This is a genomic window from Streptomyces sp. NPDC021356 (genome assembly GCF_040641015.1).
GTDB lineage: Bacteria > Actinomycetota > Actinomycetes > Streptomycetales > Streptomycetaceae > Streptomyces.
Genome location: NZ_JBFACU010000046.1, coordinates 22,848 through 49,757, shown reverse-complemented (window position 1 = coordinate 49,757; position 26,910 = coordinate 22,848). Strand labels below are relative to the sequence as shown.

Below are 26,910 nucleotides of genomic sequence, written 5' to 3'. Positions count from 1 at the left end.
CCAACCGAAATGCTGACCGACCAGCACGAACACCAGCCCGCATCAGTGACGCGGAAACCCGAACACCCCAGTGGCGCCTTCCCCGAACCTCACATGAGTCGGACGGGGTGCCCTGCACGACGGATCCGGGCGAACTCGCGGCGTGGGTCGGGGGGTTGGAGATGGTGACCGTGTTCGCGACGTATGCGTCGGTGGGGCTCGGGATCCTCCAGCGGGCGCACGGGGTCGGCCTTCCGGTGTGGGACCTGATGGTCGTTGATGAGGCGCACAGGACGAGTGGGGATGCTGGGAAGCCGTGGGCGGCCGTGCACGTCCGAACTTGCTGCTGCTGAGGCAGAGTTGGCCGAGGATGGCGAGGACCAGGAGCAGGGCGGCGAGGGTGCGGCGCGGGTGAGTGCGGCGGCGGCTGGTGTGCTGCGGTTCAGCACCGAGCGCGACCCTGCGGCCGTGGCCGCATTCGTGCGGCTGCGGGTCATCGACCCCGAAGGGGCGTACTGGCGGCGCGGCATCGAGGCCGCGTCGCGGTGGCGGCGGGAGACCGGTTCGGAGGTGCTGTCGGTGCCGGTGGCGTACCGGAGCCCGCAGGACTGGGCGAAGGTCGGTTCCTACCCGTTGGGTGCGTGGTTGGCGGATCAGCGCCGGTACTACGCGGCCGGGACGCTGGAGGCTGAGCGGGTGGCCGAGCTGGAGAAGCTCGGCATGGTGTGGTCGGTCTACACGGAATGGGACGGCATGCTGGCCGTGGCCCGCTCGTACGCGGACGTGCACGGCCACTTCGTGCCCCCGGCCACAGCCGTGTGGGAGGGGCAGCCCATCGGGACGTGGGCCAAGAATCAGCGTCAGGCCGCCCGGAAAGCCGCTGTGAACGCCGCACGGCGTGAGGCGGGGGAAACGGGCGTACCGAGCACTGGGGAGCTGCCTGAGAGCCGCCGGGAGGCGCTGGAAGCGATTGATGCGGGGTGGTGTCCGGTGGACGTCGAGGCACTGGTGGGCGCCTTGCACCAGGCCACGGTGGAGAACAGTCACCTGCGCCAGAAGTTCGCCGACGGCCGGGCCGTCGTGCGCGTACTACCGGGGCAGGCACCAGGTACCAGGTAGCCGGGAAGGGGCCCGGCAGGGCTCACTGCCCGTGGAAGCGTCCGTGCTCGGCTACTCAGCGCAGCTGGTCGGTGGGCTCCGTCGGCTGGACCGGGGTGGCCGCGAGGCTGGCGAGGAGTTTGAGGTGGTCTTCGGAGGTGCTGCCGGGTTCGGCAGTGTAGAGGCTCAGGTCGTGCACGGCTCGCTGTGAGACGGGCAGGTCCACGGACTGGTAGGTGAGTTCCAGGAGGCCGACGTCGGGGTGCTGGAGCCGTTTGACGCCGTCGTGGCGGATGCGGACGTCGTGCGCCGCCCACATCGTGCGGAAGTCGGCGCTGAGGGTGGATAGTTCGCCGATGAGCTCGCGCAGGGTCCGGTCATGCGGTTCCCGCCCGGCCTCGGCGCGTAGCAGCGCGACGGTGGCGGCGGCGCCGGCGTCCCAGTCGACGAAGAAGTCGCGGGAGGCGTCGTCGAGGAAGTGGTAGCGGGCGAAGTTGGGGCGGCCGCGTTTGTCGGTGGTGGGGCTGTCGAACATCGAGGCGTGCAGGGCGCGGCCGAGGGCGTTGTGGGCGATGACGTCCAGGCGGCCGTTGCGGACGAAGGCGGCGGACATGGTGATGGAGTCGAGCAGCCACTGGGTGCGGGGCGGCACGGCGACGTCCCTGCGGCGTGAGGGCGTGCGGCTCGCAGGGCGTGCGGCACGAGCCAGGTCGAAGAGGTAGGTGCGTTCGTCCTCGTCGAGCTGCAGGGCTTGCGCGACGGCGGCGAGGACGTCTGCGGAGACTCCGCCGATGTGGCCCTTTTCCAGACGGGTGTACCACTCCGTGCTGACTCCGGCCAGGACGGCGACCTCCTCGCGCCGCAGGCCCGGGACCCGGCGCCGGCCGCTGGTGGGCAGCCCGGCCTGCTCCGGGGTGATCTTCGCGCGGCGGCTGGCGAGGAAGTCCCGGATCTCGGTGCGGTGGTCGTGCTGGTCGTCCATGCGTTCCACGGTAGGCGGCCTCGGCCGCGGAAGAGGGGTTGAGGTTGTACCCCCCATAAACGCGACCTTCCCCGCCTGCGCGGATGCCGGTCTCCTGGAACACGCACCCCGATCACAACCCCCATGGAGATCAACCGTGAGTACGCGAGGAGGAACCCTCCAGGCCCCCGCCGACGTGCGGGCCGAGCAGCCGGGGCAGGCAGCGCCGGCCCGGCTGCCGCTCGTCGTCTACATCCTGGCGCTGGGCACGTTCCTGATGGGCACGACCGAGTTCGTCGTGGCCGGCCTGCTGCCCGAGATCGCGGGCGACCTGAACGTGAGCGTGGCCCGGACCGGCCTGATGATCACCGTCTTCGCGGTCGGAATGATCATCGGGGCACCGTTGATGGCGATGCTCACGCTGCGGCTGCCCAAGCGGCTGACTCTGATGCTCGCCCTGGGCGTCTTCGCCGCCGGACACGTCGTCGTCGCCGTCGGCTCGGACTTCACCCTGCTGCTGGCCGCGCGGTTCCTGACCGCGATCGCCACCGGAGCGTTCTGGGCGGTGGCCAATGTGGCCGCCGCGAACGCCGCAGGCCCCGCCGCCAGCTCCCGCGCCCTCGGCCTCGTCGGGGCCGGAGCGATGCTCGCCAACGTCGTCGGCGTGCCGCTGGGCGCGTTCGCCGGACAGCTCGTGGGCTGGCGCGGACCCTTCTGGGCCCTGGCCGTCCTCTCCGCCGCCGCCATCGTGCTGATCGCCCGTACCGTCGCGCACGACGGACCGGCCCAGCAGACGGTGTCGGTCCGCTCCGAGCTGACCGCGCTGCGCTCGGGCCGCGTGTGGCTGGTGCTGGCGGCCTGCGCCGCCACGACCGGCGGTGTCCTGGCCGCGTACTCCTATATCGCGCTGCTGCTGACCGACCGAACCGGGATCGCCTCGGGGATCGTGCCGCTGGTCCTGGTCGGCTTCGGCCTGGGCGCGCTGGCCGGCTCGCTGGTCGGAGGCCGCCTCGGTGACCGCCGTCCGCACACGGTCACGATCGTGGCCGCCGCCGGAGCGCCCCTCCTGCTGCTGGCGATTTCCCTGCTGGCCGGCTATGCCGTGCCCACCGTCATCCTGGTCGCTCTGCTGGGCTTCTTCGGCCTGGGCGCCAACCCGGTGCTGATGGCCCTGGCCGTGCGCTTCGCGAAGCAGGCGCCCGTGCTGGCCTCCGCCCTGACCGTCTCGGCATTCAACCTCGGCACGGCCATCGGCTCCGGGATCGCCGGCCGCACCCTCGACTCCTCGCTCGGCGCCACCGGCCCCGCCCTCGTCGGCACCGTGATCGCCGCCCTCACCCTGGTGCCCGCCGTCGCCCTCGCGCTCCTCAAGCGCCGCCGCACGGCAACAGCCATCGCCCAGGCCACCGCCGGCACCGCGCGGTAAAGAGACGCGAAGACCAAGACCGCAAATACGAATAAAACCTGCCAAACCGACGAAAGTGGTCCGGCAAGCACCCGCTCGTCACTGGCATCCGGCCCACACCATCACGCACCATCTGGAAACGGAGCACCACTCATGCGCGCGACCCTCATGTACAGCGCCGGCGACGTCCGCGTCGAGAACATCCCCGACCCCGTCATCAAGCACCCCACCGACGCCCTGGTCCGCATCACCGCCTCCTGCGTCTGCGGCAGCGACCTGCACCCCTACGGCTCGATGAAGCCCGAGGACGGCCCCGCCCGGATGGGCCACGAGTTCATCGGCATCGTCGAGGACACCGGCTCCGAAGTGACCACCGTCGAGCGCGGCGACCTGGTCGTCGCTCCGTTCGCCATCTCCGACAACACCTGCGAGTTCTGCCGTGAGGGCCTGCACACCTCCTGCGCGCACGCACAGGCGAACTTCTGGGACGGCGAAGCAGAAGAGGGCGGCCAGGCCGAAGCCATCCGCGTCCCACTCGCCGACGGCACCCTCGTCAAGCTCCCCGTCGCGGCCGACTCCGCCCTCATCCCGTCCCTGCTCACCCTCTCGGACGTCTTCGGCACCGGCTACCACGCCGCCGTCGCCGGCGGCGTCAATGACCGCACCCGTGTCACCGTGATCGGCGACGGCGCCGTCGGCCTGCTCGCGGTCCTCTCGGCCAAGCGGCTCGGCGCCCAGCAGATCATCCTCATGGGCCGCCACCAGGCGCGCACCGACCTGGGCCGCGAGTTCGGCGCCACCGACGTCGTCTCCGCCCGCGGAGAGGAAGGAATCGAGGCGGTCCGGGAGCTGACCGGCGGGCACGGCACGCACGTGGTCCTGGAAGCGGTCGGCCACATGCCCGCCTACCAGCAGGCCCTCGGCGTCGTCCGCCCCGGCGGCGTGATCAGCCGCGTCGGCGTGCCCCAGTACGAGGACGCGCCCATCGGCATGGGCAGCCTCTTCCGCCACAACATCCGCCTCGCGGGAGGACCCGCCCCCGTGCGCGCCTACATCGAGGAACTGATGCCCGACATCCTCAACGGCACCATCGAGCCGGGGAAGGTCTTCGACGCCACCACCGACCTCGACGGCGTCCCGGCCGGCTACCGGGACATGGCCGACCGCAAGAGCCTCAAGGTCCTCGTCAAGCCCTGACCCTCGTAGCCGGAGGGGGCCGCGGCTATGCCAGCCCCCTCCGGCCACGCCTGGCTGGTCACCTCACTCCAACACGCTGAACTTGACAGAGAAGCAGTCCGAGACGAGCGCCCGGAAGTGCTCGAGTTCCAGGACCTGCTGTGGGTTCTCAGCTGAGCTGGTCTCCTCTCACCGGATCTGATCCGTACCTGATCCGTCTCATTGGTTCCATTCCGCCCGCTGCGGGCCCAGTGGAGGATGTCGATAACCTTTGCCGGATACTGAGGGTGAAGGGACAGGGTAAGAGCTTGTCTCACGTGGCGGGTTTGGCGAGCTTCTTGTAGCAGGTCAGAGCTGCCGCGAGTCCGAGGAAGGCCAGGAAGTGAGTGGCGTGGTCTGCCGGCCCGCGACGAGTAGGCTGATCGTTCGTCATCGGACGTGGGAGGTCGGCGTGGACTATGGCGACAAGCTCTTCTGGCTCTCGGTTGTGATTCAACGCAAGTACGCGCAGATCTGCACCGAGTTCGACCTGACCCCCTCGCAGGCCACGCTGCTCTGCGCAGTCAGGAACGAGCCGCGGCAGATGGCTGACCTCGCCGCGTCGTTGGGTATGACCAAGAACGCATTGAGCCAGCTGGTCGATCGCACCGCGCGGCGCGAGTTGGTCGGCCGGGCAAGCTCGGCGCAGGACCGACGGGTCGTCATGCTCAGTGCGACACCCACGGGGAAGGTGCTCGCCGAGGCCGTTTACGCCGAGGTCGCCAAGCGCCTGCCCGAGATCGCGAGGAACCTCGACGCCGACGACCAGCGCGACTTCGAGCGCGTGGCCACCGCCATCGTGGACACCACGGACCTCTCTTCGCCCACCTCGAACCAACCCATCACACCGTGAGGTCCCGCTACACCCGCACCTTGACGACGTTCATGCCATGAACTAATTTCGTTCATGCCATGAACTACTTAAGGGTGGCAGCGATGAGCACACAGACGACCGGCACGATCGCAGTCTTCGGCGCGACGGGGCAACAGGGCGGGGCGGTGGTCGACGCGCTGCTGGACCACAAGGCGCGGGTGCGGGCTTTGGTCCGCAACCCGCAGTCCGACCGGGCTCAGGCGCTGGCCGCCCGCGGCGTCGAGCTGGCGGCCATCCGGGCCGAGGACCCGGCGTCGCTGGCCGCCGCGCTGACGACGGTCGAGGGGTTCTACTTCATGACCCCGGAGGCGAACAGCCTCGAAGAGGTCGAGGCGGAGATCTGCATCGGTACCGCGCTCGTCGACGCGGCGGTCGAGGCCGGCGTCCCGCACGTCGTGTTCAACTCGGTCTTCGGAGCGGACCGGGAGTCGGGTGTGCCGCACCACGACTCGAAGCACTGGATCGAGGAGCACCTGAGGAAGTCCGGGCTGAGGGCCGCGATGGTTCGCGCGACCGCCTTCATGGAGAACTTCGCGAGCGTGATGGCACCGAGCCTGGAGCATGGGGAGATCGTGCTAAGGCTGCCACTGCCGGAGGACGTCGCCCTGAAGATGATCTCGGTCAGGGACATCGGCCGGGTCGCCGCCGCGCTCCTGCTCGACACCGCGGAGGCGCCCGGCGGAGCCGTCGAGCTCGTCGGCGACGAGCTGACGGGCCCTCAGATCGCCGCGGCGTTCGGCGCGCGCGCCGGGCTCCCGGCACGGTACGAGGCCCTCCCGTTGAGCGTGCTTCCCAACGACCTCGACCAGGCGATGTTCCGCGAGTTCGCGAAGGCGGCGGAATACCCTTCGGACCTCGCGGTGGTGCGCTCGATCGAGCCGGCCACCCTGGACCTGGTCGAGTGGATCCGAGCTACCGGCTGGACCGCGCCCACAAACGTGGCTGGTTCCTGAGCCTCCGGCCGCGATGAACGCCCCGCGATCGTGCCCACGGTCTCGGCGCTCTGGGCACGGCCACGCATCCGCCAACGGTTAAAGTAGTCACGAAGCTCCCGGGGCGTGCCCGAGGCCGACACCGGCACACTGGTTGTCGAGAGGCCGCCGGTCGACGGCGAGGTAAAGATCCACGTCCAGGAGGCCCCGGGCCGCCAGACAAAAGACCTCACCGACTACGCCCGCGAGCCGGCCCTCCGCGTTCGCCCAATGCAGCGCTGCTGCCGCATAGACGCCTTCCGCTTTCCGAACGTGATCGTTTGGTTCGGGGTGGGTGGGCATGAACTCCGGTTGGCGGCGGGAGGGATGGGCGTAGTTGGTCCGTTCGTCTCGTTTGTGGAGGTGGCTGGTGCCGTCGGTGCCCGGTCTGCTGGAGGCCCGGGAGAAGAAGGTCCGGGAAGAGGTCGCGCGGTTGCGAGATGAGGCCGAGCGGGTGCAGGCCGCACTCGGCGAGGCGGAACGCGCGCTTCAGCGTCTTGCGGATGCTCGTGTGACAATGACGTAGGCGAGGCGGGTGACGTCGTAGCCGGTGTCCATGACGACGAGGATGTCAAGGTCGCCCGGCCACCACTGCCCGGCGTGCACCAGCCGGGTGACCACCTCGCGCAGCTGGGTGGCGGTCACCGCGGTGGCGTCGTCGGCCGGCCCCAGCCGGATCGCGTCCAGCACGGCCGTCCAAGACGTGCGCCCCGTCTCCAGCGCAGCGACGAAGGAGTAGGGCCAGCCAGGGACGAGCTGATCCGCGCTGTGGCCCCGCCCATAGACGTGACAGAACAGCAAACTCCGGGCTGGTGGGGGCGTCGGGACGCAGCCGGTTGCTCACATCGACCGCGAGCACGATGCGCCCGTCGGCCGCACGCGGCAGCGGCGTGGAGGTCAGCAGCCTGCGCAGGCGGCACGGCTCCAGCCAGCCGTGATTGACTGCGTCGTACATCGCCCCATGCCCACGCCGGTGCTCGGCCGTGAGCGTCAACTCGCCCAGCGACGTTACCGGGCCGTCCGAGCACAGCACCGCGTCGGTGAGCTCGAAGAGCGCATCCGCCCGGGTATAGAGGCAGTCGCAGAACTGGTCACGAAAGTGGGACAGGACGCCCAGTGCGGCGTCAGCGGAATGTTCAGCGGCGAGACTCTGTGCAAGATCCGCGAGACCAGAACATTGTCCGCCCCCCAGGGCCAGGAGGGCGCTCTCGTCCAGGACCACGTCCACCGCCTGGGCGGGGGCAGGGCTCATGCGGTGTCGCCGAGTCGGCGGGCCAGTTCGGCGTCTGCCGCCGAGTCCTGCTCGGGGGTCGGGGTGTAGCCCGACATCTCCCGCAGCACCACCAGGGTGCGGGCAGTGCGTTCGGCGCGCTCGCTCGCCGTCTGGGTGTGCGCCGCGAAGTCGCTGACCAGCTGCGCGATGCTGGTGCCCTTCTCGGCGGCGAGGGCGGCGAGTCTGTCCCGGACGGTGTCCTCGACCTTGATCGTCGTGTGTGCCATGGAGGCAAGAAAATATCAGGTATACCGATGGGGCAGGTGAGTGGCGCCATCGGTCGGAATCGGTCGCAGGCGGTCACCCGGTCTCGTTGCAAGCTCACGCTCTCCGAGGCGATCGAGCGCCGGCTGATCGCCGCTTACCAGGTCGTGTGCGTGGACATCCGCGACCCCCGAATACGGGCACCGGGCGCAGCAGGGGTCGGACACGGAGGATGTGCGGCGTGCGCGGCTGGCGGCGTCGCAGACCGGGGTGCTCACCGCGGCCGCGCGGGAGAACCTCCGCAAACTGATGACCTTCCACTTGCGCGTCGCGGAGGCCGAAGCCATGTGGACGCGGCGGACTCCGTACGTGCCCTTGTGATCGGCGTGGATCTCGCGGATCTCCTCGACCAGGGCATCGTCGCCCGCCCAGCGGGACTGTCGTGCCTCAGCCCCGGCCAGCCACCGGTAATAGCCTGAGCGCGAGACCTCAAGGAACCGGCATATCCGCTGCACGCCGAAGTCGGCGCGGTAAGCGGAGATGAAGTCCCAGCGGCCGGTCATGCCCTCATCTCCTTGGCGAAATACTGGGCCGCCCGGCGCAGGATCTCGCACTCGAGTTCCCACTCCTTCTGCCTTGCGCAGCCAGCCGAGCTCGGCCGGAGCCTCGCCAGTTCCTCGCCCCGGTCCTCCGCCGTCTCGTCACCACGGACCTGCCCACGGCCGGCGACCTCGTCGGCCTGCCGGACCCGACTGCGCAGCGTCTCGCCGGTCGCCCCAACGTCCGCAGCGACCACGGCATACGTCCGCTTCCCGCCCGCCACGCGGTACAACGCCACCGCGTAGTTCCTGAACTCCACCGGATATGGAGACTCCCGTCCCCACCAGGACACCCTCCCTCGGACCTACAAGATCCATTGTCAGAGTGGCCACGCCAAGGGAGTCACCTCAGTATCCCTACCGGACAGGTTGCACCCGGTCAGCGGGCATTCACCGCCGCTGCGCGAAGCGTTGACGATCAACGCGGAGTCCAAGCTCATTGAGTACCCTCTGCCGAGGGGACACTTCTTGTAGTCTGCGCGGCCCGCTGGCGGCACAGGGGAACGCATGCGAGCCGCCAGGGAGGACGTACTCGCGCTGAACCTCGGCGACCCCGCCGCGCACGGTCTGCCGCCCGCCCGCGAGGCCGTGCAGACGGTGCGTGACCAGCTCGACGACTCCTGCGGATACAGCGCCGCCGGGCCCCCGGATGCCCGTGACGCGGTGGCCGGCAGCGGCAAAAGGCTCGACACCGTACGGTCGTGCGACATCTACCTCGGCAACGGATTTTCAGAGCTCGCACCCCTGGCCCCGCACGCGCTCCTGGACCCCCATCATCAGGTTGTCATCCCTGCACCGGACTATCCCATGTACCGCCTCCGTCGTCGTGGCGGGTCCTCGGCCCGGCGGCGGGTGAACGACCGCCGGGTCGTGCGGCACCGGGCGGGAGCGTCGTCCGCGGGGCGCCCGCTTCACCGGGGCGGCGCGCCCGGCCCGGCCGCGGCCTGGTGTTCCAGCAGCTCGCGGGCCCGGTCGAGGGCCTGGCCGAACGGGTCATGGAAGACACCCAGCCCGTGCGCGACCACCGCTCCCTCGTGCAGGAGCATCAGTCCTTGAGCCAGCCGGTCCGCCTCCGCCTCGTCGATCTCCCGGGCTAGGCGGGTGAACAGGCCGATCATCCACTGCTTCTGCCCCGTGATGACCGGGTACGCCGGGTGGGCCGGATCCCCGATCTCCGCATGAGCGTTGATCATGCTGCACCCTCTGGAGCCGTGTTCCCCCGCCCAGGCGCGCGCGGCCCGGAAGACGGCCAGGATCCGGGCCGCCGGCGCCTGTCCTGCGGCCGCGTCCAGGTGGGTGCCGAGCAGTTCCCGCCAGCGTTGGTCGCGTCGGGCGAGGTACTCCACGACGAGTTGCTCCTTCGAGCCGAACCGGTCGTACAGCGTCTTTTTGGTCACCCCCGCCTCGGCGGCGATGAGGTCCACGCCCACGGGGTGGATGCCGCGCTCGTAGAACAGCCGGTCGGCGGCTTCCAGCACCCGTCGCGCGCCGGGTGTCATGCGGATGCGGTGCGGGACTTCATCGGTCTCCATGACCCACGAGTATACCGGTCTGTATAGTGGGCACCCATGGCAGGTATACCGTTCTGTATAATTTCGAGTATTCACGGGATGTGGTCAAGTGAACGCCCTGCTCTCCGTCGCCTTCGTCCTGTGCTGGAGCTCCGGCTTCATCGGAGCCAAGCTCGGCGCCGGAACATCGACCGTGACCACGCTCCTGATGTGGCGTTTCCTGCCGCTCGCGCTGGCTCTCGTCGCCGCCGCGTCCCTCTCCCGGGCGCCGTGGCGGGGCCTGGGGCCGCGGGATCTCGGCCGGCAGATCGCCATCGGCGCACTGTCGCAGAGCGGGTACCTGCTCAGCGTCTACCACGCCATCCAGCTCGGCGTCTCCACCGGAACCACCGCTCTGATCGACGGAGTCCAGCCGCTTGTCGCAGGCGCGCTGGCCGGACCGCTGCTGCGGCAGCACGTCTCACGCCGGCAATGGGCCGGGCTGTGGCTGGGCCTGGCCGGGGTCGCCACCGTCACCGCCGCCGACGCGGCAGCGTCGGGCTCCGACGTCGCCTGGTGGGTATACCTCGTGCCCTTCCTCGGCATGCTGTCCCTGGTGGCGGCCACCCTCCTGGAAGGCCGCTCGCGCGTACCGGTCGCACCCCGGGCGGCGCTGACGATCCATTGCGTGACCAGCGCCGTCCTCTTCTCTGCGCTGGCTCTCGGCACGGGAGCGGCGGTCCCGCCCGCTTCCTTCTCGTTCTGGGCGGCGACCGCCTGGCTCGTCGTGCTGCCCACCTTCGGCGGGTACGGACTGTACTGGCTGATCCTGCGCCGCAGGGGCGTCACCGAGGTCAACACCCTCATGTTCCTCATGGCCCCGGTCACCGCCCTGTGGGGCGCCCTCATGTTCGGCGAGCCCTTCGGCGTGCGGACCGCCCTCGGACTGGCCGCCGGTCTCGCAGCCGTCGCCGTCGTCCGCCGCGGGGCAGGCGCCCCCGCTCGGCCGGCCCGATCAGCCGCCGGCCCGGGAGACGCCGGTCAGGCCGCGGTCGGTGCCGGCGATGGGGACGCGGCCAGGAACGGCAGGAGGACGTCGGCCGGCTCGTCGGGGACTTCCTCCGCCAGGTCGATGCTGCGCCAGCGGTGACCGGTCCTGGGCACCCGTGCAGCAGCACCACCGCAGGGCCGGACCCGGCCGGGTCAGTGGTCGAAGGCCAGGATCCTGGCGACGCCGTTGCGCTGGATCTCGAACATGCCGGTGAGAATGCGGAACATGCGGACCTTGCGGATCTTGCGGATCTTGCGGAAGAGGTACTCGATCTCGTTGCCCTGGGTGAGCCCTTCCCTGCCGTGGCGGGGTGCGGCTCACGCATCACCAGCAGGAGGACGAACAGGACGAGGGCGATGAGCGCATCGGCGAGGCAAGGCTGGAGCAGGGGGTGGGTGCCGGACTGCGCCAGGCCCACGGTGCCGAGCGCCGCAATGGCGATGCCGAACGGTGGACGCCTTACCGGGCGATCAACGGATCGGCGTGCTCCAGCACTCGGGCCCGGGCCGACGTCTCGGTGCAGGTTCACGCCTGCGCTCCACCTGCGGTCAGCCCGCTGCGGACACGATCTCTGTCAGCAGACCGGCGACGGCTCCCGCTCGCTGATCATGAGATCGTGTCCCCTGTCGATCTTCCAGAAGCGGCCTTCAGCGCGCACCTTGGCTATCAGATCCTGGTTATGGACACCCAGAGCCAAACAACTTGCAGTGGAGACGATCCGGTACCGCGGTATCGCCGCCACTGCCGACTCGTTGCTCAGGACGAGCGGCTGCTCAAGAGCCAGGGCGGAGCAGCCGGTTGGCCGCGGAGTCGAGGTACACGGAGGCCTTCACGGCGCGGGCCTCGTGGGCCAGGTAGGCGAACACCAGGACGCCGTCGACCTCGACGCACGACAAGCTGTCGTAATCGGTCTGCGGGTGGAAGGTGGCGTGGCGGTTGGCCTGCTGACTCGCGTCCTGGTCGAGGAAGCGGTAGTCGAGCAGCCCGATGCGGGGCCGGCCGTGCCGGGCGATGGTCTCGGCGTAGAGGGGTGTATCCCTCGTCCGTGCGGCTGTCGCGTTCGGGGCCGTAGTCAAGCCGGCCAGCCTCGCGGTCACCGGTGGGCGGCTGGTCGGGGACTCCTCCCTCACCCACGAGGTCGGCCCAGACTCCGCGCACGTACTCGGCGAGCTTGGACACTGCGAAATCGTCATCCGCATGCAGCGTCACGGCGTCGTCGTGACGGTCCCAGCGCCGCAGTACCCAGGCCTGGCCCGCCAGCCGCGGGCTGAGGAAGGTCACCACATCGCGGGAGGCGGGGCTGCTGGCCGGCTGGCACCCTCGGCGCGCAGGGCATCGCTGGCGCGCTCGAGGGGGACCTGGCCAGTGGCGGGCGAGACGGAGGATGCGGCGGCGGCCGGTGGTGACGAGCTGGCCGACGACGGTGAACAGACGGAGTCTCAGGCGGTGGTTCCCGGAGTCGGGCCTTGCCAGTCAGCGAGCCTTTTCCAACTTCTCTCGGAATCAGTGCAGTTGTACGTCTGCTTTCTTGGTGAAATCGAGTGTTGCGTCGTACCGAAGACTCAGCCTGGCTGAGCGGGACAAGGACACATGGCCGACCGCACATAAATCGCGCATACGCCAGGGGAGACAGGGAACGGTGGGGGCACGATCTGTGCCACTGGCCTGGGCAGGTACTTCCGGTTCGGGGATCTGCAAGGGATGATCACGGGGTTCCGCGCACCCGCCCGGTCCGGCTCGCGCTCATCAGGGGACCCCATGTACCGTCGCACCCGCCGTATCACCACGGCCCTGGCCGTCATCGCACTCCTGACAGCCGCAACACCGGCCTGCCGGCTCGGCCGAGACGCCAAAGGCTTCCTCATCGAAGAAGACGACCGCCAGCACTCCGGCCACATCCCCTGCGCAGTGGGTGTCCCAGCCCGACCATGAGCGGCTCGACAACAAGGCCCGCCGCCTGCTCGGCAGCACCGGCCCTCCGAGCACGGACGGCGACGGCTTCATAGCGTCCGGGACGCTCGCGATCCCCGGACAGAACCTGGACGAGACCATCGAGTCCGGAACCGCGCTGTGAGTGGAGGTGACCTGCGCAGGAGACGGCACGGTCACGTTCACGGCCGTCTCCGGCACCGCCAGGGCCGTCAGGCGCCTCGACTGCACGCAGCCGGTGACGAAGGCGTTCCGCCTCACCACGGCAGCCCCGCGCCTCGCCGTCCTGGCGGATTCCGCCACACCCGAAACGGTCGGCACCGCCTACATGGTGCGCCGCGCCGACTGAGGTGGATCCCCGCAACCCGGCCCGCCCGCCGGCGCGGGCATGGCAAAGTGCGCGCTGTCCTGGAGAAACGACGTGTATGGCGCGGTGCCCAGCCGGGCGGACCAGCAGCTCATCGATCACGCGCGTGAGCACGACTTCACGGTGACGGGCAAGCAGTTGGGCAGGTGGAGGCGCCACGGGCTGCTCCCGGCGAACGCGCATGGCGCAGGGCTCGGCCGCGGCCAGGGCAGTACCTCGCAGCCGGTGGCCGCTGGCTTCGCTCTGGTGCTCGGTCTGGCCCGGCTGTCCGGGCGAGGGAAGCGACCGGCGGACGTGGCCCTCTTCCTATTCGGAGAGGGTCTGCCGGTGCCGGAGCCGACGGTCCGGGCAGCCTTCCAGGCCGCCGTGGACACCATCCACCTTCCGGGCACTGAGCCGGGGCAGGACGTCGACGAGACGCTGGACACCGTCGACGCCTACATCGGCCGCGGCGGCCAAGCCTCGGTCATGGTGCCCGCGCGAGCACGCCGGGTGGACGAGCAGATCGCCGCGTTCTTCAAGTCAACCGGTGTCCCCTGGACCATCGGCGGCTTCTGGCGCCGGGGGCTGCGACCCACCTCTCATTGAGCCGGCAGCCGCACGGCATGAACATCACGTACGTACAGGAATGGACGGGCGGAACAGTGACGCAAGAAGCGACGACCGAGGAACGGCCCGAACAGGCCGATCGCCAGACAGTGTGGCGCAGCGGGAACTTCCTGCTGCTGTGGGGCGGTCAGACTGTCGCCGAGCTGGGTTCCCGCATATCCAGTGTCGCGGTTCCGCTGCTCGCCGCCGAGACGCTCGACGCGAGCCTCTTCCAGATCTCGCTCCTGACCACCCTGGCTGGCTGCCGTACCTGCTCATCTCGCTGCCGGCCGGACTGATCGCCGACCGGGTCGACCAGCGCAAGCTGATGATCGCCTGCGACCTGGGCCGCATGACCCTGTTGCTGTCGCTGCCTCTGGCCTCGCTCGCCGGGGTGCTCAGCCTCGCTTTCCTGCACGGCCTCATCCTGACCTGCGGCGTACTGACGGTCCTGTTCAACGTGGCCTACCGGTCGACGCTGCCACGCCTGCTGACGGAGCACCAGCTCGTCGACGGGAACGCCAAGCTCACCATGAGCCAGGACCTGGGCGAGCTGGTCGGCCCCTCGATCGGAGGTGTGCTGATCGGGGTCCTTGGCGCCGCCAGGACCTTCTTCGCCAACGCCTTGGCGTACCTGACCAGTGCCGTCACGCTGTGGATGATCCGGGCCGAGCCCGTCGACCGGTCGGCCGGGGCCCCTGAGGAGCGCAGGCCGCTGCGCGCCGAGCTTACGGAAGGGATCGTCTTCATCAGCCGGCACCCGATCCTGCGCAGCCTGCTGCTGTGCAGCACGACGTCCAATTTCTTCGTCATGGCCTCCGGGGCCATCGAAGTCACCTTCATGGTGCGCGAGCTGGACGCCCCCTCGTGGCTCGTCGGCGTCGTGTACAGCATCAGCGCCGTCGGCGGTCTGGTCATCGGCGCGCTGTCCCGGCGCATCTCGGAGCGGGTGGGCAGCGCCCGGATCATCTGGGTGGCCATGGTCGCCCCCGGCCCGCTGTACCTCTGCATGCCGCTCGCCCAGCCCGGCTGGGGAGTCCTGCTGTACGGCATCGGGCTCGCTGCGTTCTCCGCCAACATCGTGCTGTACAGCGTCGCCGCCACTTCATACCGGCAACGCGTCACCCCGGCCCACATGCTCGGCAGGGTCAACGCCTCGGTCCTCTGGATCTGCTACGGGGCAATCCCACTGGGCTCCCTAACCGGCGGCGGCCTCGCCAGCACGCTCGGCCTGCGCACCGCACTGTGGATCTGCGTCCTCGGCACCTGGAGCGCTGCCCTGTGGGTCTTCTTCTCCCCGCTGCGCACCATGCGTAACCTGCCTGAGAGCCGTACCGTTCCCGAGCCCGAGCCCGAGTTCTCAGGAGTGTGAGCCGACCGAACCACCGTACCTGGGCCGCCCCAGACGCGGTAGCTCCCCCGTGGTGTGCGCCGCTCCGGCACGAGCCGGAGCGGCGCACACTTTCGTGTACCCATGGGGGTACCCCCTCGCAGGTCGCGGGGGTGGGCCGGTCACCATACGCTGGGCGCGGGCGCCCGATGCGTGCGCCCCCGGCGCCCGGGCGTCAAAGCTTGTACGAGCGCTGGCGGGTGGTCTGTTCGCGGATTCCGCCGGGGCGGGGCGGGCTTGTCCGGCATCATCACCACCGTCTCGGCCTGCTTGTGATCCCCCTCCCACACCTCGTTCCGCGCCACCTGCGGCCGCTGAAAACATCGATCGAACCCGCGGGTCGCCGGAATCCCCTCGCGCAGGCCCGCCATGAAACCCGGATCGAGATCACGGGCGATCGCATCGTGCAGCGTCGTCAGACCGACCGGCTTGACGCCCGCCTTCTTCGCGACGCGCACCAAGTGCTCGTGAGCGCGTTTCACGTTGCCCTGGTAATCGGCGAGGCCCTCGATCACCTCATCGGTGATCGTGAACCGGCGCCGCTCCAGCTTCTCCACACTGCCCGTCCGCTCCGCCTGCGCGAGCCAGACCCACACCGTCCGCTTATGCACACCCACTGCATCAGCGACCAGCCGTACATGCGCCGTCGTCAACTCCCCCGCCCCACGCAGCCGCAGCAACTCACGTACCGCGGCGGGACGCAGCTCGTCCCGGTGCCGCCCCAGACCGTCATCCCCGGCCCCAGGAGCATCGCCGTCCACCGTCACCGGAGCCGACACCAAGGCCACGAGCAAACCGATAACCAGGCAGTGATCACTGCACCAGCCTCCGCGACGTCAAGTACCGTCCCACACAAAGCAGTTCACGCAAACGCCCGTGACAGGCGCGACGGATGAGACGCTAAAGCCGACACCCGGCGCGCGCCCCTTCGCTCACTTGGACGAGTGACAACGGCCCCGTTACACCTCCGCCCCACACCCTCATGCGCTATAGAGCGCACCGCGAAGGAGGTTCACCGAACACAGCACCGGCCGATTCCCGGTCGAGCCATGCTCAAGACCTGTGGATCGAGCTCGGGGAGCACGCGGAGGGCGTACCTTCCCGAGTGATCGACTGATGGTCATCGAATAGGCCGGTGTTCGCAGCACCGGTCGGGAAGGCACGCAGCGTAGTGAACGCCGACGGCTCCACCGAGTCCGGCTCCCTGATCGACGAGATCGTCCGGGAAGGCGCGAGGCGCATGCTCGCGGCGGCCCTGGAAGTCGAAGTGAACGCGTATCCAGCCGAGTTGGCAGCTCAGCGGGACGAGACCGGCCGTCGGCTCGTGGTCCGCAACGGCTACCACCAGGCCAGGGAAGTCACCACCGCGGCCGGGGTGGTGGAGGTGAAGGCCCCGCGGGTGAACGACAAGCGGGTCGACGAGAGCACGGGCGAGCGTAAGCGGTTCTCTTCCGCGATCCTGCCGCCGTGGTGCCGCAAGTCCCCGAAGATCAGCGAGGTGCTGCCGCTGCTCTACTTGCACGGACTGTCCTCGGGCGATTTCGTCCCGGCCTTGGAGCAGTTCCTAGGCAGTGCGGCCGGGCTCTCCCCGGCCACGGTCACCCGGCTCACACAGCAATGGCAGGCCGACCATACGGCGTTCATGGACCGCGACCTGTCGGAAGTCGACTACGTGTACGTGTGGGCCGACGGCATCCACCTCAACGTCCGCCTGGAGGAGGCCAAAGCCTGCGTCCTGGTGCTCATCGGGGCCCGCGCCGACGGCTCCAAGGAACTCGTCGCCCTCAGGGACGGCTACCGCGAGTCGGGCGAGTCCTGGGCCGACCTGCTGCGCGACTGTGCCCGCCGTGGCATGCGCGCCCCGGTCCTCGCAGTCGGCGACGGAGCTCTGGGCTTCTGGAAGGCCCTGGCCGAGGTGTTCCCCGCCACTCGCGAGCAAAGGTGCTGGGTTCACAAAACGGCCGATGTCCTCGACTCCATGCCGAAGTCTGCGCAGCCGGGCACGAAGAAGGCCATCCAGGACATCTACAACGCCGAGGACCGCGACCATGCCGAGGCGGCGATCAAGACGTTTGCCCAGCTCTACGGCGCGAAGTTCCCCAAGGCTGTCAAGAAGATCACTGATGGCCAGGACCAGCTGCTGGCGTTTTACGATTTCCCGGCCGAGCACTGGATCCACCTGCGGACCACGAATCCGATCGAGTCGACCTTCTCCACCGTGAAGCTTCGGACCAAGGTCGCCCGCGGCGCCGGCTCCCGCACCGCCGCCCTGGCCATGGTCTTCAAGCTCGTCGAGTCAGCCCAGCAACGGTGGCGCGCGGTGAACGCCCCCCACCTCGTCGCCCTCGTCCGCGCCGGAGCCCGCTTCGAACGCGGCCAGCTCGTCGAACGCCCTGAGGCGGTCGCTGCATGAGTCGGCCGTCGCACGGCATGCTGCATCACGTCGAGCTGTGGGTGCCGGACCTCCATCGCGCGCTCGTCTCGCTCGGCTGGCTGCTGGAGGTGCTGGGGTATGCCCTCTTCCAGAGCTGGGAAGGCGGACGTAGCTGGCGGCTCGGGCCGATCTACCTGGTCATCGAGCAGTCGCCGGCTCTGACCGCCGACGAGCACGACCGCTGCCGCCCAGGGCTGAACCACCTGGCCTTCCACGTCGAAGACGCCATCACGCTCGAGAAGCTGGTGGCCGATGCCGCCCACCACGGCTGGCACCTGATGTTCCCCGAGCAGCATCCCTACGCCGGCGGCGGACAGCACTACGCCGCCTACCTGGAGAACGACGACGGCTTCGAAGTCGAACTCGTCGCGATCAACTCACCTGAACGAAAGTGAGATCAACCGATCCACAGGTCTTGACGATTACTCGCCGCCGAGCTCCGCGCCCTTGTCGAGGAAGCACGCCAGGCTGACCCGGCAGGAACGGATGTCGACCTGCCGACTGGCTGGGTCCTCGTCTCAGGAAACGACCGTGCCGTCTTCGAGGCCGAACTCGTCACGGAGGTCGCAGCCGACCTCAAGCCGAGCCACCCGCTCGCGGAGCGTCCGCTGACGGCAGTTGCACACTGCAGCCAACGAGACCACCTGCTCTTCAAGGTTACCGAAGAGCCGATCCGCTGGGCGCTGGTCGCGTTGAGCTGGTCGGGACAGCCAGAGACCGGCATCCGTCCCCACTGGCAGTTCTTCGCCTCCCTCGAGACCGCGGCAGCCGGACTCCGGGAACACACGCGATAGCTCGACAGCCGTCCCAAGCTGGTCGATCGGGAGAGTTCCGGCAGTGTCGGTCTGCCCCGCTGCTCTTGGAAGTGGACTTCTTCGGCTGCGACTACCCGACAGCCCTCGGCGTCATCCACGACCTGATGACCCAGCGCATGCACCAGTTCCAGCACGTGGCCCCCCACGAGCTGCCGATCGTCTACGACGGCGTTGAGATCACGCCGCCCATATCTGCATCAACGACCCGGACACGAGGCAGTCACCTGACTGACCGGACGAGTCCTAATCGCCCGAGAAGCCGAAGATTCCCAGGTGGGTGGGCTTGGCGTTGGAGTAGAGGATGACGTAATAGCCGGTCCACCGCATCCGACACTCGTCGAACAGGCTCCGCACGTGCTCCTCGTACTGCTCGACAGTAGGGCGGTCGGTACCGAAATGGTGAACCACCCGGCTGAGTGTCAGAGGGCGCAGGGTGCCGTAGTCAGAGACACGAGACGGCACCGGCGGAGCATCTGTGGCAACGACCCTGTCGACGTCGAGGATCGTATGGGTGCCCTCTGTCCCCATGAACTCCTCATCCTCATACAGGTCCTCCAGGCATTGGTAGTTGGCACCGTCGCCGTACTCCTCCTGAAACACCCTGGCCTGCAAAGTTGCCAAAGCCGCCTCGACGTCCCCGTCGTACCTGGTGACGTAGTCCCATCCACTGGCGCCCATCGAGCCTCCCTCCCTGTAGATCGTGAACGGCCAAACGCTAGCGGCGGACACTGACAACACCCGGGCTTGGCACTGGGCTCAGGCTGACTTCCCGGATTTGCGGCGTCCCGAGCATGGTCGGCGGCGCAGAGATCGCCCGGACAGGTCCTAGCCGATGAGGGCCTCAGTGATCTGCCGGGTGGTCTGCGCGGCGACCTGGGGGTTGACGGTGGCGTAGTGGGTGTATGCGCTGAGGGCCGTGGTCAGTGCCCAGCCGCGGCCTCGGGTCCAGGTGGCGTCGTTCACGCCGAGCGCGGCGCGGAAAGCGGCCCGGCTCCCAGGCGACATCAGCGTGAAAGCGATCATCAGGTCGCAGGCTGGGTCGCCGATACCGAGCCCGCCGAAGTCGATGACTGCGCTGAGGCGGCCGTCGACGGTCAGCAGGTTTCCGGTGTGGAAGTCTCCGTGGAACCAGACCGGAGGACCATCCCATTCGGGGGCGCTGATCGCTGCGTTCCACAGCTCGGTCATGGCCGCAGCGTCGAACACGCCGTCGACCTCCGCGATAGCGGCCCGCGTCGCCTGATCCCGTGCGGCCAGTGGCTGCCCAGTAAGATCCTCACGGGCGCCCTGGGCCGGGAGCTCCCCGGGCTCGAAACGCTGAAGGGCGGCCAGGAACTCTGCCAGTTCGACGGCGGCATCGGGCGAGTCGGCCAGTGCCTCGACGGTCGCCACTTCGCCGTCCACCCAGCGGGACACCGCCCACGGCCACGGATAGCCGAAGCCGGGCTCCCCTGCCCCCACTGGAACCGGGACAGCCAGTGGCAGGTGCGGCGCGAGCCGAGGCAGCCACTCGGACTCCTTCCTGGCCTGTCCGATGGCGCCGATATGACGCGGCAGCCGGACAGCCAGCTCCTCACCCAACCGGTAGATCACGTGGTCCGAGCCGGCCGGGTCGAGCAGTTCCAGAGGTTGAGCGACCCACTGAGGGAACTGCGTTTCGACCAGGCGCCGCACCAGTGCGGCATCGATCGCGGGGTCGGTGGCCGCGCTTCTCTCAGTTGACAAGAGCAGCTCCTGGAGCGCGCCCGCCCGTGCGGCAGGCAGTTGGGGCCATCTCAGTGCGTCGGAGGTCGCCTGTCACCCGGTTTTCCATGTCCCGGCGTGTGGGCTGGAGCCGGCCTTGATCGTGATGGGCATAGCCGGTCTGTAGACGAAGACAGCCACCGTTGACCATCGTGAGTCGTGTCGACACAAGAAGATCAGAAGACGGCCGCAGGTCAGAGCGTAGACCCTGCCCGTTGGCAGCCGGTGTTCGACAGCCTGACGGCGAAGGTGGCGGGGCGGTTCGCCCGGGTGGAGCCGCGTGCACTCCGGCGACGCAACGCCGCAGATCGTCGCGGTGCAACATGTAGTCATCTGCCGCGTTTTGCACCCCGGGCTGGTCTCCCCGTAGTCGCCAGCTTGTGTCCTTGCTCGCGCGTCAGCACTGTGACGCCGGAGTACCCCCTGCCCAGCCGCGGTTGATGGTTCCGACGACTCGTTTGGGTCGGTGCGAGACGAACGACAGGGGTTCGGCAGGAGTGGGCAGCGACCACCGGCGCCAGGACCGCCTGTACGAGTTCGTCAGCGCCCAGTTCATGACGCTCGGATCGCACCCGGAGGCCCGGGGCCCCCAAGGCGGCGGTCTGACGAGGTCATCCAGCGGTCTGGCCCCTGATCAACGCCGTGGGCAGCGCCTCGTCCAAGACCTGTCCCCGTGGAAGGGTGAGCTGGAACTGGTTTTCTACGATGGCCAGGGATTTTGTGTGTGCGACGTCTCGCTCCGTTTCGCCCGGGATGCCCGCCGTCAGGACGGCTTCCTTTACCAGGCCGGGGTGTGCCCCTGTGATCTCCACGGACCACGTATACATGTACATGTCGAATCCGCACATGTAGCGTCCGTCGTGGAAGTAGCTGAACGTGGGAGGGGGGAGCTTGGGGTTTTCCTTCTCGTAGTACAGCCGGAAGACGTGGGCACCGTCCTGGGACAGGCCGTCGGAAATTCCCAGATCCATCTCTCCTGGCCAGTGGCCGTCCGCTATGGCGAAGGCCAGGTCGGCGACGGCGCCGTACCGCACGGCGATGGTGCCGGCGTTGCCCCTCTCTTGGTCCCGTTGGCTGAGATACCTCTCGAGCTCTGCAGCGGTGCGCTGACCCAGTGGGGCAGGGGCCTTTTCTCCTGCGAGGCGGCGGACGAGTTCTTCGGGCTCCATGCCGCGTGCCAGCGTGATGCAGTAGCCGAGCCAGGAAATGTTGCTGTGGGCGATCCAGGTAATTCCGTCGTGCATCTCGTGTCTCCTGCGGGGAAGCGGGGGACGGCGCATAGCACCGCCCCCCGCAGACGCCCGTTTGTCGTGTGGCGGGGTTTGTCTTTTTACAGGGTTACCTGATGTCGCACTTCACGACCGCCTTGCTCGCGTCGCACTTGTCGAAGCCAGGGGTCCTGACGAAGTGCAGGTCCTGGTCGAGCAGCCGGTACTGCTTGGCGAAGTTGGGGGGACGGCTCATGGAGGTGGAGTTGATCCGGCCGGATATGGCCGACCGGCCGCAGACTTCCTTCCACGTAGGGCCGGCCTTGCGCTCGTCGTCGTACAGCTTGCGTGACCGTCCCGCCCGCATCAGGCGCCGTCTCGAGGGACAACGGCCAGACATGTTCGCGCACTTCGGCTCGGGCGGCGCGGATTGCTCTCAACGCCTTGTCGCCGCAGGCTGCGAGAGTGTCGACCAAGCGAGAGACCGTCGGGTCGGAGGCCACCGGGCCGAAGACGGCCGGCTCGGCCCGCAGCATGGCGACATCGGCCAGGCAGTCTCCGCCCATCGCGACCGTCAGCGCGAGGTCGAGGAGAATCTTCCCGGGATCGTGGACGGCCCGCTGCTTCCGCCAGGGCGCCAGCGCGGCGGATATCGCCCGGTCGAGACCGGTCTTGCGGATCGTCTCCACCAGCAGGACCGAACCTGCCTGCGAGACCACCTGTCGGCCGTCCCCCTGGACACGGACACGTGGGTACGACGCGATAGTCTCTCACCTGGAAAGTGCTCTTTTCCTTGCAGCCAACAGGACCCTCAGCAAGTCCTATCTTTGCAGGTCAGGACAATGCCGGTGATTTAGGACTTTTCCGCAGGTGAGGGTGGGTGTCCCGGGTTCCGTGTGACTTTGAGTGAGTAGCTGACGCGGCTGGGCGGGCGGGGCTCGTCCCGGCGTTTGGCTTCGAACGTGTTCCGCGATGGTTTCTTCAGTCGTTGGCAGCGGCGGTCGCGGCGTGGGGGCAGGCGGTCGTTGAGGAGTTCCTGGACGACTTCGAGTCGGGCGGCGCACAGGGTCTGCGGGTTCGCTGCGGTCTGTCCGGCGGTGGTGAGCCGGGCGAGCCGCACGGTCGTGGTGAAGGAGATTCGGTCGGGATCGGTCTCTCCCTGTTCGGCTGCGCGGACTTTGAGCGCGCACAGTGCCTGGTAGACGGTGAGCAGTGCGTAGATTTCCTGGCAGATCAGCTCGGGGGTCTTGGACCGCAGGATGAAGCCGGAGCCCCGCAGGGGGTTTTTGAGTTCGGCGAAGCCGTTCTCGATCTCCCAGCGCTGATGGTAGAGCTGGGCCAACTGCCGTGCGGGCGCTTGCCGGTGGTCGAGCAGGCTGGTCGCGAGGCGAATCTTCTCCACCTGCACCGGCCCGTGCTGGGGCCGGACGGTGACGGTGTAGTCGATGATGCGCACGAGGTGTCCGTCGGGCAGCCCTGTCGGGGTGCGGCCCTGGAAGCGGGCGTTGCCCAGGCGCTGGCCCTCGGCGGGAGTGGGCATGACGGACACGTACGAGCCGTCGGGCAGGACCCACAGCGGCGGCAGGACGAGGTTCTTCTTGATCCGCCAGGCGAGGTGGCAGCCGGTCGCCTCGACCAGGCCCCACAGCTCGTGGCCGGCGAAGTTGCGGTCGGCCAGCAGCAGTATGCCGGGCCGCAGGGAGGCCAGCAGGCGGCGGGCGAGCTTGTGCTCACTGAACCTGGCGATCGAGTCGAAGGCCGCGTCGATGACGGCGTGGGTGCCGCACTCGATCAAGGTCCATCAGCCTGACCTGGGGGTTTCCGCTCTTGTTGGTGCCGTCACGGCCGGTGAATCCGAACGTGGCGGCGTTCTCGGGGCTGTCCGGTACGTCCAGCGCGGTGCCGTCCCAGGCGACCAGCCGCAAACCGAAGGCGAATGCTCCCGGGGTCGTGGGTGTCGCCTGGGCGCCGCACCGGCGTTCGAAGAGGGCCTGCAAGGGCTTGTCTCCCAGGCGCTGGCGGGCTCGAGTGAGGGCCGAACTGGTGGGCAGGCGCTGAACGAGCCCGCCCGGCAGGTGCCGCAGTTTCTCGGTCAGGGCCCGCAGGACCGCCCGGTATCCCGGCGGCCCAGCGCTGTCGGAGCTGCTGAACAGGCACAGAGCCAGGACGAAGTAGACCACCGCGCGGGCCGGGAGAAGCCTGCGGCGGCGCTCGGCCCTTCCGGTCAACTCCAGTACTTCGTCGACTACTTCGGGTGTGATCTCCTCGGTGAGTACACCGAGCCTGATCCGGTCGCCGAACTGCGGTTCCGACCGCCTTCGGGCACTTCGAGATGGCACCGGACGGACCGCCGTGGTGATAGCTGGGGCAACAGCGATGGCAGACTGAGTGCCCAACGGGGCTCCCTCGCAGACAGTCGGATCTTGGTCGATCTCCTGTCCTACCGGGAGCCCCGTTGCCCTGTCCCGAGATCACCTGGCGCATCATCAGATCGTGGCGGACCGCCTGTGCAGCCCAGGGTCTACCCACCCAGAACAGTCGTCGTCACGCGCCCTACCTGCACTGATGCCCTAAATCACCGGCATTGCAGGTCAGGAGCACTCTCCGTGTTTCTGATCAGCTCTTGGACCGCCCACCTCGTGAAAGCGCGAGGTTAGCGTTGCCGACATGAAGCGGGACGGCATTGACGAACTCGACCGGGCGGTGATCCATGCCTTGCAGATCGACGGACGCGCCCCGTTCCGGCGTATCGGCGAGGTGCTCGGGGTCTCCGACCAGACCGTCGCGCGGCGATTCGGCAGGTTGTCCGGTGCTCTTGGCCTGCGCGTGCTTGCGCTCACCGATCTGGTAGTGCTGCACGAGCGGCAGTGGGTTCTGCGCGTCCGGGCTGCTCCCCAAGCTGCGGCGGAGATCGCTGATGCCCTGGGAAGGCGTTCGGACCCCAGCTGGATCAGTCTGTGTTCGGGCGGGACGGAGATCGTGGCGTCAGCCTCTGGCGACAGCGTCGAGTCACTGCTCTTCGAGGGGGTGCCACGTACTCGTCACATCCTCGATGTGGGGGCGCATGAAGTGCTGCACGTCTTCTATGGCGGTGCCGGTCAGCCGTTCACCAAGCGGGGGCCTCTCACGGAGAGCCAGACGACCCAGCTCGCGCGGCACGTTCCTCCCGCGCTCGGACCGCCGCCGAAGATGGATGAGACGAGCGGTCGCATGCTGGAGGTGCTGCGAGCCGACGGACGGGCGTCGGTCGAGGAACTGACGGCCGCCACGACCGCGTCGGCGAGCACGGTCCACCGCCGACTGCACGAGCTGCGGGCCAGCGGTGTTCTGCATTTCGATGTCGACATCGACCTCGCCGCCTTCGACGCGTCGGTGCGTACCATGTTGTGGCTCACGATCGAGATCGACGCACTTCTCGCCGCAGGGGCCGTGCTTGCCGCGAGTCCCGAAGTGGCGTTCGCCGCCGGGATCACCGGGACCAGCAACCTGTTCGCCAGCGTCGCCACGCGGGACACGTCCGCTCTGTGGCGGTTCCTGACGTCGGTCGTGGGGCGGCTGCCCGGACTGCGGGACGTCGAGACGGTGACGGCCCTGCGCCCGGTCAAGGGCGCCGTCGCCTTCTTCTCCCGTCCGCCGGAGCACGCGCCGCGGCACGCACCGCTCCGAGCCGGGTCACCGCGCCCCGACGCACGGTGACCCGGTGTCTCAACCGGCCGACTCGGACAGCCGGTGGCGGGTGACGAACTCGCTGATGATGCGAGCCGTCAACACCGGGTCCTCCAGCGGCATGGCGTGGGTGAGATCGTCGACGACCAGCGTCTCGGCGCGCGGGAGATGGGCGGCGATGGCGGTGGCGCGTGCCCGGTGAGGCGTGCCGAGCCGGTCTCCCCCGCCTGCGACGACGAGCAGCGCCGGCGCGCGTACCGCGCTCATCTGCTGTGCGCCGAACTGCCAGTCGGCGAACGCGACCGATTCCCGGGTGAAGAAGTGGCGGCTGCTTCCGACGGCTTCGGAGAGCCCCTCTTCGCCGAGCCGGTCCGCGAACAGACGGCGCACGTCCGGCCCGCACACCCGGTGAGAAAGGTGTGGAACGCCGCTTCCCATGCACCGGTTCTGGCCTCGGCGATCGCGGCCGGCATTGCCGTACTCGCGGGCTCGTCGTCCGCCCGGGGCAGCGCGGGCTCCAGGAGGACCAGCGAGGCAGCCAGGTCCGGGCGGGAATGGGCCAGGTGCAGTGCGATGTCGGCCCCCGCGGAATGCCCCACCCAGTGGGCACGCGGCACCCCCAGCTCCGCCAGAACCGCGGCACACCGGGCGGCCTGCTCGGGCACGCCGACCCCGCTCGTGCGGTCCTCGCTGCCGCCGTAGCCCGCACGATGGATGGCTATGCGCCGAAACCCCGTCAGCTCGCGCGCCAGGGGCGTGAGCCATTCGGCGCACAGCGAACCGTGCAAGAAGACCACGGGTTCGCCCTCACCGACGTCGTCGTAGACGATGGTGGCGTCGGGCAGTTCAAGTCTCATCGCCCGGACCCCGCTCCCCGGGCCGGGTCACGCAGCCCGTCGATGAAGCCAGCCACCTCGGTCAAGAACCTCTCCGGCTGCTCCAGTTCGATGAGCTCGCCCGCCTCCTCGAAGACGGTGAGCGTCGCGCCCTCGATGCCGCGCACGAGCTCCTCCGACAGCGGAAGCGGCGTGCAGAAGTTGTGCTCGCCGCACAACACCAGCGTCGGATGGACGATCTCGCCGAGTCGTGTGAACGTGTCGTGCGCCGCGATCATGTCGATCCGGGCCAGGCCGATCCTCCGGTCCTCGGGGTGGGTCGGGAGCGCGGCTGCGCGATCGATTCACTCCACGACGGCCTCTGGGTGCTCACGGGTGTAGCGCGGACCGAACAGGAACAGTGAGTAGCAGGACAGCAGATCACGCCTGTCCCATTCGGCGGCGAGCCTGCGCCGCACCTCGAACTCCCGCCTGGTGAAGGCATCAAAGCGGGCAAAGGTGGAACTCAGGGTCAGCGAGCGCACAAGCTCCGGATGGTCCAGCGCCATGTCCTGCGCGATCGCGCCGCCCGTCGAGGAACCGGCGACATGGACCGCACCGACAGCGAGTTCCTCGACGAGCGAGGCCATGTCCGCCGCGAGCTGCCGAGTGGTGTATCCGTCGGAGGCCCTCGTCGTGCGCCCCGTACCCCGCTGATCCGGCAGGATCAGCGGGGTACCTCTCGGCGAAGCGCGCGGTCTGCCTCCCCCAGCTCGCTCCCACCCCGCCCAACCCGGAGATCAGTAGAACCGGCGGGGCCTCCGCATCCCCGTGG

General features: G+C 68.8%; 30 protein-coding genes and 3 pseudogenes. 14 read left to right on the top strand and 19 right to left on the bottom strand.

What is annotated here, in order from left to right:
- Positions 1–339: 339 nt before the first annotated feature.
- On the top strand, positions 340–1,098 hold the full coding sequence (locus AB0G56_RS37425) for a helicase associated domain-containing protein (protein WP_360979214.1): 759 nt from the start codon (positions 340–342) through the stop codon (positions 1,096–1,098).
- Positions 1,099–1,153: 55 nt separating this feature from the next.
- Here the strand turns inward: AB0G56_RS37425 and AB0G56_RS37420 are convergent, their stop codons facing one another.
- A complete protein-coding gene (locus AB0G56_RS37420; RefSeq protein ID WP_360979211.1) occupies positions 1,154–2,059 on the bottom strand; it encodes a helix-turn-helix transcriptional regulator in 906 nt (301 codons plus the stop codon).
- A gap of 136 nt (positions 2,060–2,195) precedes the next feature.
- Here AB0G56_RS37420 and AB0G56_RS37415 point away from each other — a divergent pair, with 136 nt between their 5' ends.
- From AB0G56_RS37415 to AB0G56_RS37400, 4 genes are all read left to right on the top strand, one after another.
- Positions 2,196–3,464, top strand: coding sequence for an MFS transporter (locus tag AB0G56_RS37415; RefSeq protein WP_360979208.1), 1,269 nt, complete (start codon positions 2,196–2,198; stop codon positions 3,462–3,464).
- Between the two features lie 132 nt (positions 3,465–3,596).
- On the top strand, positions 3,597–4,640 hold the full coding sequence (locus AB0G56_RS37410) for an alcohol dehydrogenase catalytic domain-containing protein (RefSeq protein ID WP_360979205.1): 1,044 nt from the start codon (positions 3,597–3,599) through the stop codon (positions 4,638–4,640).
- 430 nt (positions 4,641–5,070) lie between these two features.
- Positions 5,071–5,511 carry a MarR family transcriptional regulator gene (locus AB0G56_RS37405; RefSeq protein WP_360979202.1) on the top strand — a complete coding sequence of 147 codons (441 nt, stop codon included), beginning with the start codon at positions 5,071–5,073 and terminating at the stop codon, positions 5,509–5,511.
- Positions 5,512–5,594: 83 nt separating this feature from the next.
- Entirely contained in the window at positions 5,595–6,485 is an 891-nt protein-coding gene (locus tag AB0G56_RS37400; RefSeq protein ID WP_360979199.1) for an NmrA/HSCARG family protein, read from the top strand.
- 534 nt (positions 6,486–7,019) lie between these two features.
- Here the strand turns inward: AB0G56_RS37400 and AB0G56_RS37395 are convergent.
- The 5 genes and pseudogenes from AB0G56_RS37395 to AB0G56_RS37375 all read right to left on the bottom strand — a co-directional run.
- Positions 7,020–7,620, bottom strand: a pseudogene (locus AB0G56_RS37395) (transposase); the annotation flags it as partial.
- A gap of 131 nt (positions 7,621–7,751) precedes the next feature.
- Positions 7,752–8,003 (bottom strand): hypothetical protein, encoded by a 252-nt coding sequence (locus AB0G56_RS37390; RefSeq protein WP_360979196.1) that lies wholly within the window; start codon positions 8,001–8,003, stop codon positions 7,752–7,754.
- 15 nt (positions 8,004–8,018) lie between these two features.
- Complete coding sequence (locus AB0G56_RS37385; protein ID WP_360979193.1) at positions 8,019–8,543, bottom strand: IS3 family transposase; 525 nt, start codon at positions 8,541–8,543, stop codon at positions 8,019–8,021.
- Positions 8,540–8,839 (bottom strand): hypothetical protein, encoded by a 300-nt coding sequence (locus AB0G56_RS37380; protein ID WP_360979190.1) that lies wholly within the window; start codon positions 8,837–8,839, stop codon positions 8,540–8,542. The genes AB0G56_RS37385 and AB0G56_RS37380 overlap by 4 nt, the downstream gene beginning before the upstream one ends.
- Positions 8,840–9,490: 651 nt before the next feature.
- Entirely contained in the window at positions 9,491–10,111 is a 621-nt protein-coding gene (locus AB0G56_RS37375; protein ID WP_360979187.1) for a helix-turn-helix domain-containing protein, read from the bottom strand.
- Positions 10,112–10,199: 88 nt separating this feature from the next.
- Here AB0G56_RS37375 and AB0G56_RS37370 point away from each other — a divergent pair, with 88 nt between their 5' ends.
- Positions 10,200–11,219: a DMT family transporter gene (locus tag AB0G56_RS37370; RefSeq protein WP_360979184.1), complete on the top strand. Its 1,020-nt coding sequence runs from the start codon at positions 10,200–10,202 to the stop codon at positions 11,217–11,219.
- Positions 11,220–11,893: 674 nt separating this feature from the next.
- Here the strand turns inward: AB0G56_RS37370 and AB0G56_RS37365 are convergent.
- Positions 11,894–12,196 (bottom strand): hypothetical protein, encoded by a 303-nt coding sequence (locus AB0G56_RS37365; protein ID WP_360979226.1) that lies wholly within the window; start codon positions 12,194–12,196, stop codon positions 11,894–11,896.
- Positions 12,197–13,032: 836 nt separating this feature from the next.
- On the opposite strand from AB0G56_RS37365, the gene AB0G56_RS37360 reads away from it, so the two are divergent.
- The 5 genes from AB0G56_RS37360 to AB0G56_RS37340 all read left to right on the top strand — a co-directional run bounded on the left by AB0G56_RS37360 (position 13,033) and on the right by AB0G56_RS37340 (position 15,376).
- Positions 13,033–13,194, top strand: coding sequence for a hypothetical protein (locus AB0G56_RS37360; protein WP_360979181.1), 162 nt, complete (start codon positions 13,033–13,035; stop codon positions 13,192–13,194).
- A 6-nt stretch (positions 13,195–13,200) separates the two neighbouring features.
- On the top strand, positions 13,201–13,398 hold the full coding sequence (locus AB0G56_RS37355; protein ID WP_360979178.1) for a hypothetical protein: 198 nt from the start codon (positions 13,201–13,203) through the stop codon (positions 13,396–13,398).
- Between the two features lie 84 nt (positions 13,399–13,482).
- Positions 13,483–14,004, top strand: coding sequence for a hypothetical protein (locus tag AB0G56_RS37350; RefSeq protein WP_360979175.1), 522 nt, complete (start codon positions 13,483–13,485; stop codon positions 14,002–14,004).
- 17 nt (positions 14,005–14,021) lie between these two features.
- Complete coding sequence (locus tag AB0G56_RS37345) at positions 14,022–14,303, top strand: hypothetical protein (protein WP_360979223.1); 282 nt, start codon at positions 14,022–14,024, stop codon at positions 14,301–14,303.
- The gene (locus AB0G56_RS37340; RefSeq protein ID WP_360979220.1) at positions 14,267–15,376 is read left to right on the top strand and encodes an MFS transporter; all 1,110 of its coding nucleotides are present in this window, start codon (positions 14,267–14,269) and stop codon (positions 15,374–15,376) included. The genes AB0G56_RS37345 and AB0G56_RS37340 overlap by 37 nt, the downstream gene beginning before the upstream one ends.
- A 140-nt stretch (positions 15,377–15,516) precedes the next feature.
- On the opposite strand, the gene AB0G56_RS37335 is transcribed toward AB0G56_RS37340, so the two are convergent.
- A complete protein-coding gene (locus AB0G56_RS37335; RefSeq protein ID WP_360979172.1) occupies positions 15,517–16,182 on the bottom strand; it encodes a hypothetical protein in 666 nt (221 codons plus the stop codon).
- 383 nt (positions 16,183–16,565) lie between these two features.
- On the opposite strand from AB0G56_RS37335, the gene AB0G56_RS37330 reads away from it, so the two are divergent.
- On the top strand, positions 16,566–17,807 hold the full coding sequence (locus AB0G56_RS37330; RefSeq protein ID WP_360979217.1) for an IS256 family transposase: 1,242 nt from the start codon (positions 16,566–16,568) through the stop codon (positions 17,805–17,807).
- Positions 17,804–18,223 carry a VOC family protein gene (locus AB0G56_RS37325; protein WP_360979169.1) on the top strand — a complete coding sequence of 140 codons (420 nt, stop codon included), beginning with the start codon at positions 17,804–17,806 and terminating at the stop codon, positions 18,221–18,223. Before AB0G56_RS37330 ends, AB0G56_RS37325 begins: the two co-directional genes overlap by 4 nt.
- 663 nt (positions 18,224–18,886) lie before the next feature.
- Here the strand turns inward: AB0G56_RS37325 and AB0G56_RS37320 are convergent.
- From AB0G56_RS37320 to AB0G56_RS37290, 7 genes and pseudogenes are all read right to left on the bottom strand, one after another.
- A complete protein-coding gene (locus AB0G56_RS37320; RefSeq protein ID WP_360979166.1) occupies positions 18,887–19,321 on the bottom strand; it encodes a hypothetical protein in 435 nt (144 codons plus the stop codon).
- Positions 19,322–19,468: 147 nt separating this feature from the next.
- A complete protein-coding gene (locus AB0G56_RS37315; RefSeq protein ID WP_360979163.1) occupies positions 19,469–20,368 on the bottom strand; it encodes an aminoglycoside phosphotransferase family protein in 900 nt (299 codons plus the stop codon).
- Between the two features lie 629 nt (positions 20,369–20,997).
- Complete coding sequence (locus tag AB0G56_RS37310; protein ID WP_360979160.1) at positions 20,998–21,630, bottom strand: DUF6461 domain-containing protein; 633 nt, start codon at positions 21,628–21,630, stop codon at positions 20,998–21,000.
- Between the two features lie 94 nt (positions 21,631–21,724).
- Complete coding sequence (locus tag AB0G56_RS37305) at positions 21,725–21,961, bottom strand: hypothetical protein (protein ID WP_360979157.1); 237 nt, start codon at positions 21,959–21,961, stop codon at positions 21,725–21,727.
- Positions 21,945–22,358: pseudogene (locus AB0G56_RS37300) on the bottom strand (transposase); the annotation flags it as partial. The gene AB0G56_RS37305 and the pseudogene AB0G56_RS37300, both read right to left, overlap by 17 nt.
- An 89-nt stretch (positions 22,359–22,447) precedes the next feature.
- On the bottom strand, positions 22,448–23,389 hold the full coding sequence (locus tag AB0G56_RS37295) for a transposase (protein ID WP_360979154.1): 942 nt from the start codon (positions 23,387–23,389) through the stop codon (positions 22,448–22,450).
- On the bottom strand, positions 23,325–23,990 hold the full coding sequence (locus tag AB0G56_RS37290; RefSeq protein WP_360979151.1) for a transposase domain-containing protein: 666 nt from the start codon (positions 23,988–23,990) through the stop codon (positions 23,325–23,327). Before AB0G56_RS37290 ends, AB0G56_RS37295 begins: the two co-directional genes overlap by 65 nt.
- A 271-nt stretch (positions 23,991–24,261) precedes the next feature.
- Between AB0G56_RS37290 and AB0G56_RS37285 the strand changes: the two genes are divergently transcribed.
- Positions 24,262–25,290 (top strand): AsnC family transcriptional regulator, encoded by a 1,029-nt coding sequence (locus AB0G56_RS37285; protein WP_360979148.1) that lies wholly within the window; start codon positions 24,262–24,264, stop codon positions 25,288–25,290.
- A 9-nt stretch (positions 25,291–25,299) separates the two neighbouring features.
- Here AB0G56_RS37285 and AB0G56_RS37280 read toward each other — a convergent pair whose 3' ends face one another.
- The 4 genes and pseudogenes from AB0G56_RS37280 to AB0G56_RS37265 form a co-directional block, all read right to left on the bottom strand.
- Positions 25,300–25,527: a hypothetical protein gene (locus AB0G56_RS37280; RefSeq protein WP_360979145.1), complete on the bottom strand. Its 228-nt coding sequence runs from the start codon at positions 25,525–25,527 to the stop codon at positions 25,300–25,302.
- A complete protein-coding gene (locus tag AB0G56_RS37275; RefSeq protein ID WP_360979142.1) occupies positions 25,524–26,117 on the bottom strand; it encodes an alpha/beta hydrolase in 594 nt (197 codons plus the stop codon). The genes AB0G56_RS37280 and AB0G56_RS37275 overlap by 4 nt, the downstream gene beginning before the upstream one ends.
- Complete coding sequence (locus tag AB0G56_RS37270) at positions 26,114–26,374, bottom strand: alpha/beta hydrolase (RefSeq protein WP_360979139.1); 261 nt, start codon at positions 26,372–26,374, stop codon at positions 26,114–26,116. Before AB0G56_RS37270 ends, AB0G56_RS37275 begins: the two co-directional genes overlap by 4 nt.
- A gap of 66 nt (positions 26,375–26,440) precedes the next feature.
- Positions 26,441–26,818, bottom strand: a pseudogene (locus tag AB0G56_RS37265) (alpha/beta hydrolase); the annotation flags it as partial.
- Between the last annotated feature and the right edge of the window lie 92 nt (positions 26,819–26,910).

Coding starts and splice junctions, on each gene's coding strand:
- AB0G56_RS37285 (WP_360979148.1), top strand. CDS start 24,262: ATGAAGCGGGACGGCATTGACGAACTCGACCGGGCGGTGATCCATGCC.
- AB0G56_RS37270 (WP_360979139.1), bottom strand. CDS start 26,374: ATGATCGCGGCGCACGACACGTTCACACGACTCGGCGAGATCGTCCAT.
- AB0G56_RS37390 (WP_360979196.1), bottom strand. CDS start 8,003: ATGGCACACACGACGATCAAGGTCGAGGACACCGTCCGGGACAGACTC.
- AB0G56_RS37375 (WP_360979187.1), bottom strand. CDS start 10,111: ATGGAGACCGATGAAGTCCCGCACCGCATCCGCATGACACCCGGCGCG.
- AB0G56_RS37320 (WP_360979166.1), bottom strand. CDS start 19,321: ATGGGCGCCAGTGGATGGGACTACGTCACCAGGTACGACGGGGACGTC.
- AB0G56_RS37345 (WP_360979223.1), top strand. CDS start 14,022: ATGAACATCACGTACGTACAGGAATGGACGGGCGGAACAGTGACGCAA.
- AB0G56_RS37420 (WP_360979211.1), bottom strand. CDS start 2,059: ATGGACGACCAGCACGACCACCGCACCGAGATCCGGGACTTCCTCGCC.
- AB0G56_RS37400 (WP_360979199.1), top strand. CDS start 5,595: ATGAGCACACAGACGACCGGCACGATCGCAGTCTTCGGCGCGACGGGG.
- AB0G56_RS37385 (WP_360979193.1), bottom strand. CDS start 8,543: ATGACCGGCCGCTGGGACTTCATCTCCGCTTACCGCGCCGACTTCGGC.
- AB0G56_RS37275 (WP_360979142.1), bottom strand. CDS start 26,117: ATGAGACTTGAACTGCCCGACGCCACCATCGTCTACGACGACGTCGGT.
- AB0G56_RS37325 (WP_360979169.1), top strand. CDS start 17,804: ATGAGTCGGCCGTCGCACGGCATGCTGCATCACGTCGAGCTGTGGGTG.
- AB0G56_RS37410 (WP_360979205.1), top strand. CDS start 3,597: ATGCGCGCGACCCTCATGTACAGCGCCGGCGACGTCCGCGTCGAGAAC.
- AB0G56_RS37310 (WP_360979160.1), bottom strand. CDS start 21,630: ATGCACGACGGAATTACCTGGATCGCCCACAGCAACATTTCCTGGCTC.
- AB0G56_RS37280 (WP_360979145.1), bottom strand. CDS start 25,527: ATGAGCGCGGTACGCGCGCCGGCGCTGCTCGTCGTCGCAGGCGGGGGA.
- AB0G56_RS37305 (WP_360979157.1), bottom strand. CDS start 21,961: ATGCGGGCGGGACGGTCACGCAAGCTGTACGACGACGAGCGCAAGGCC.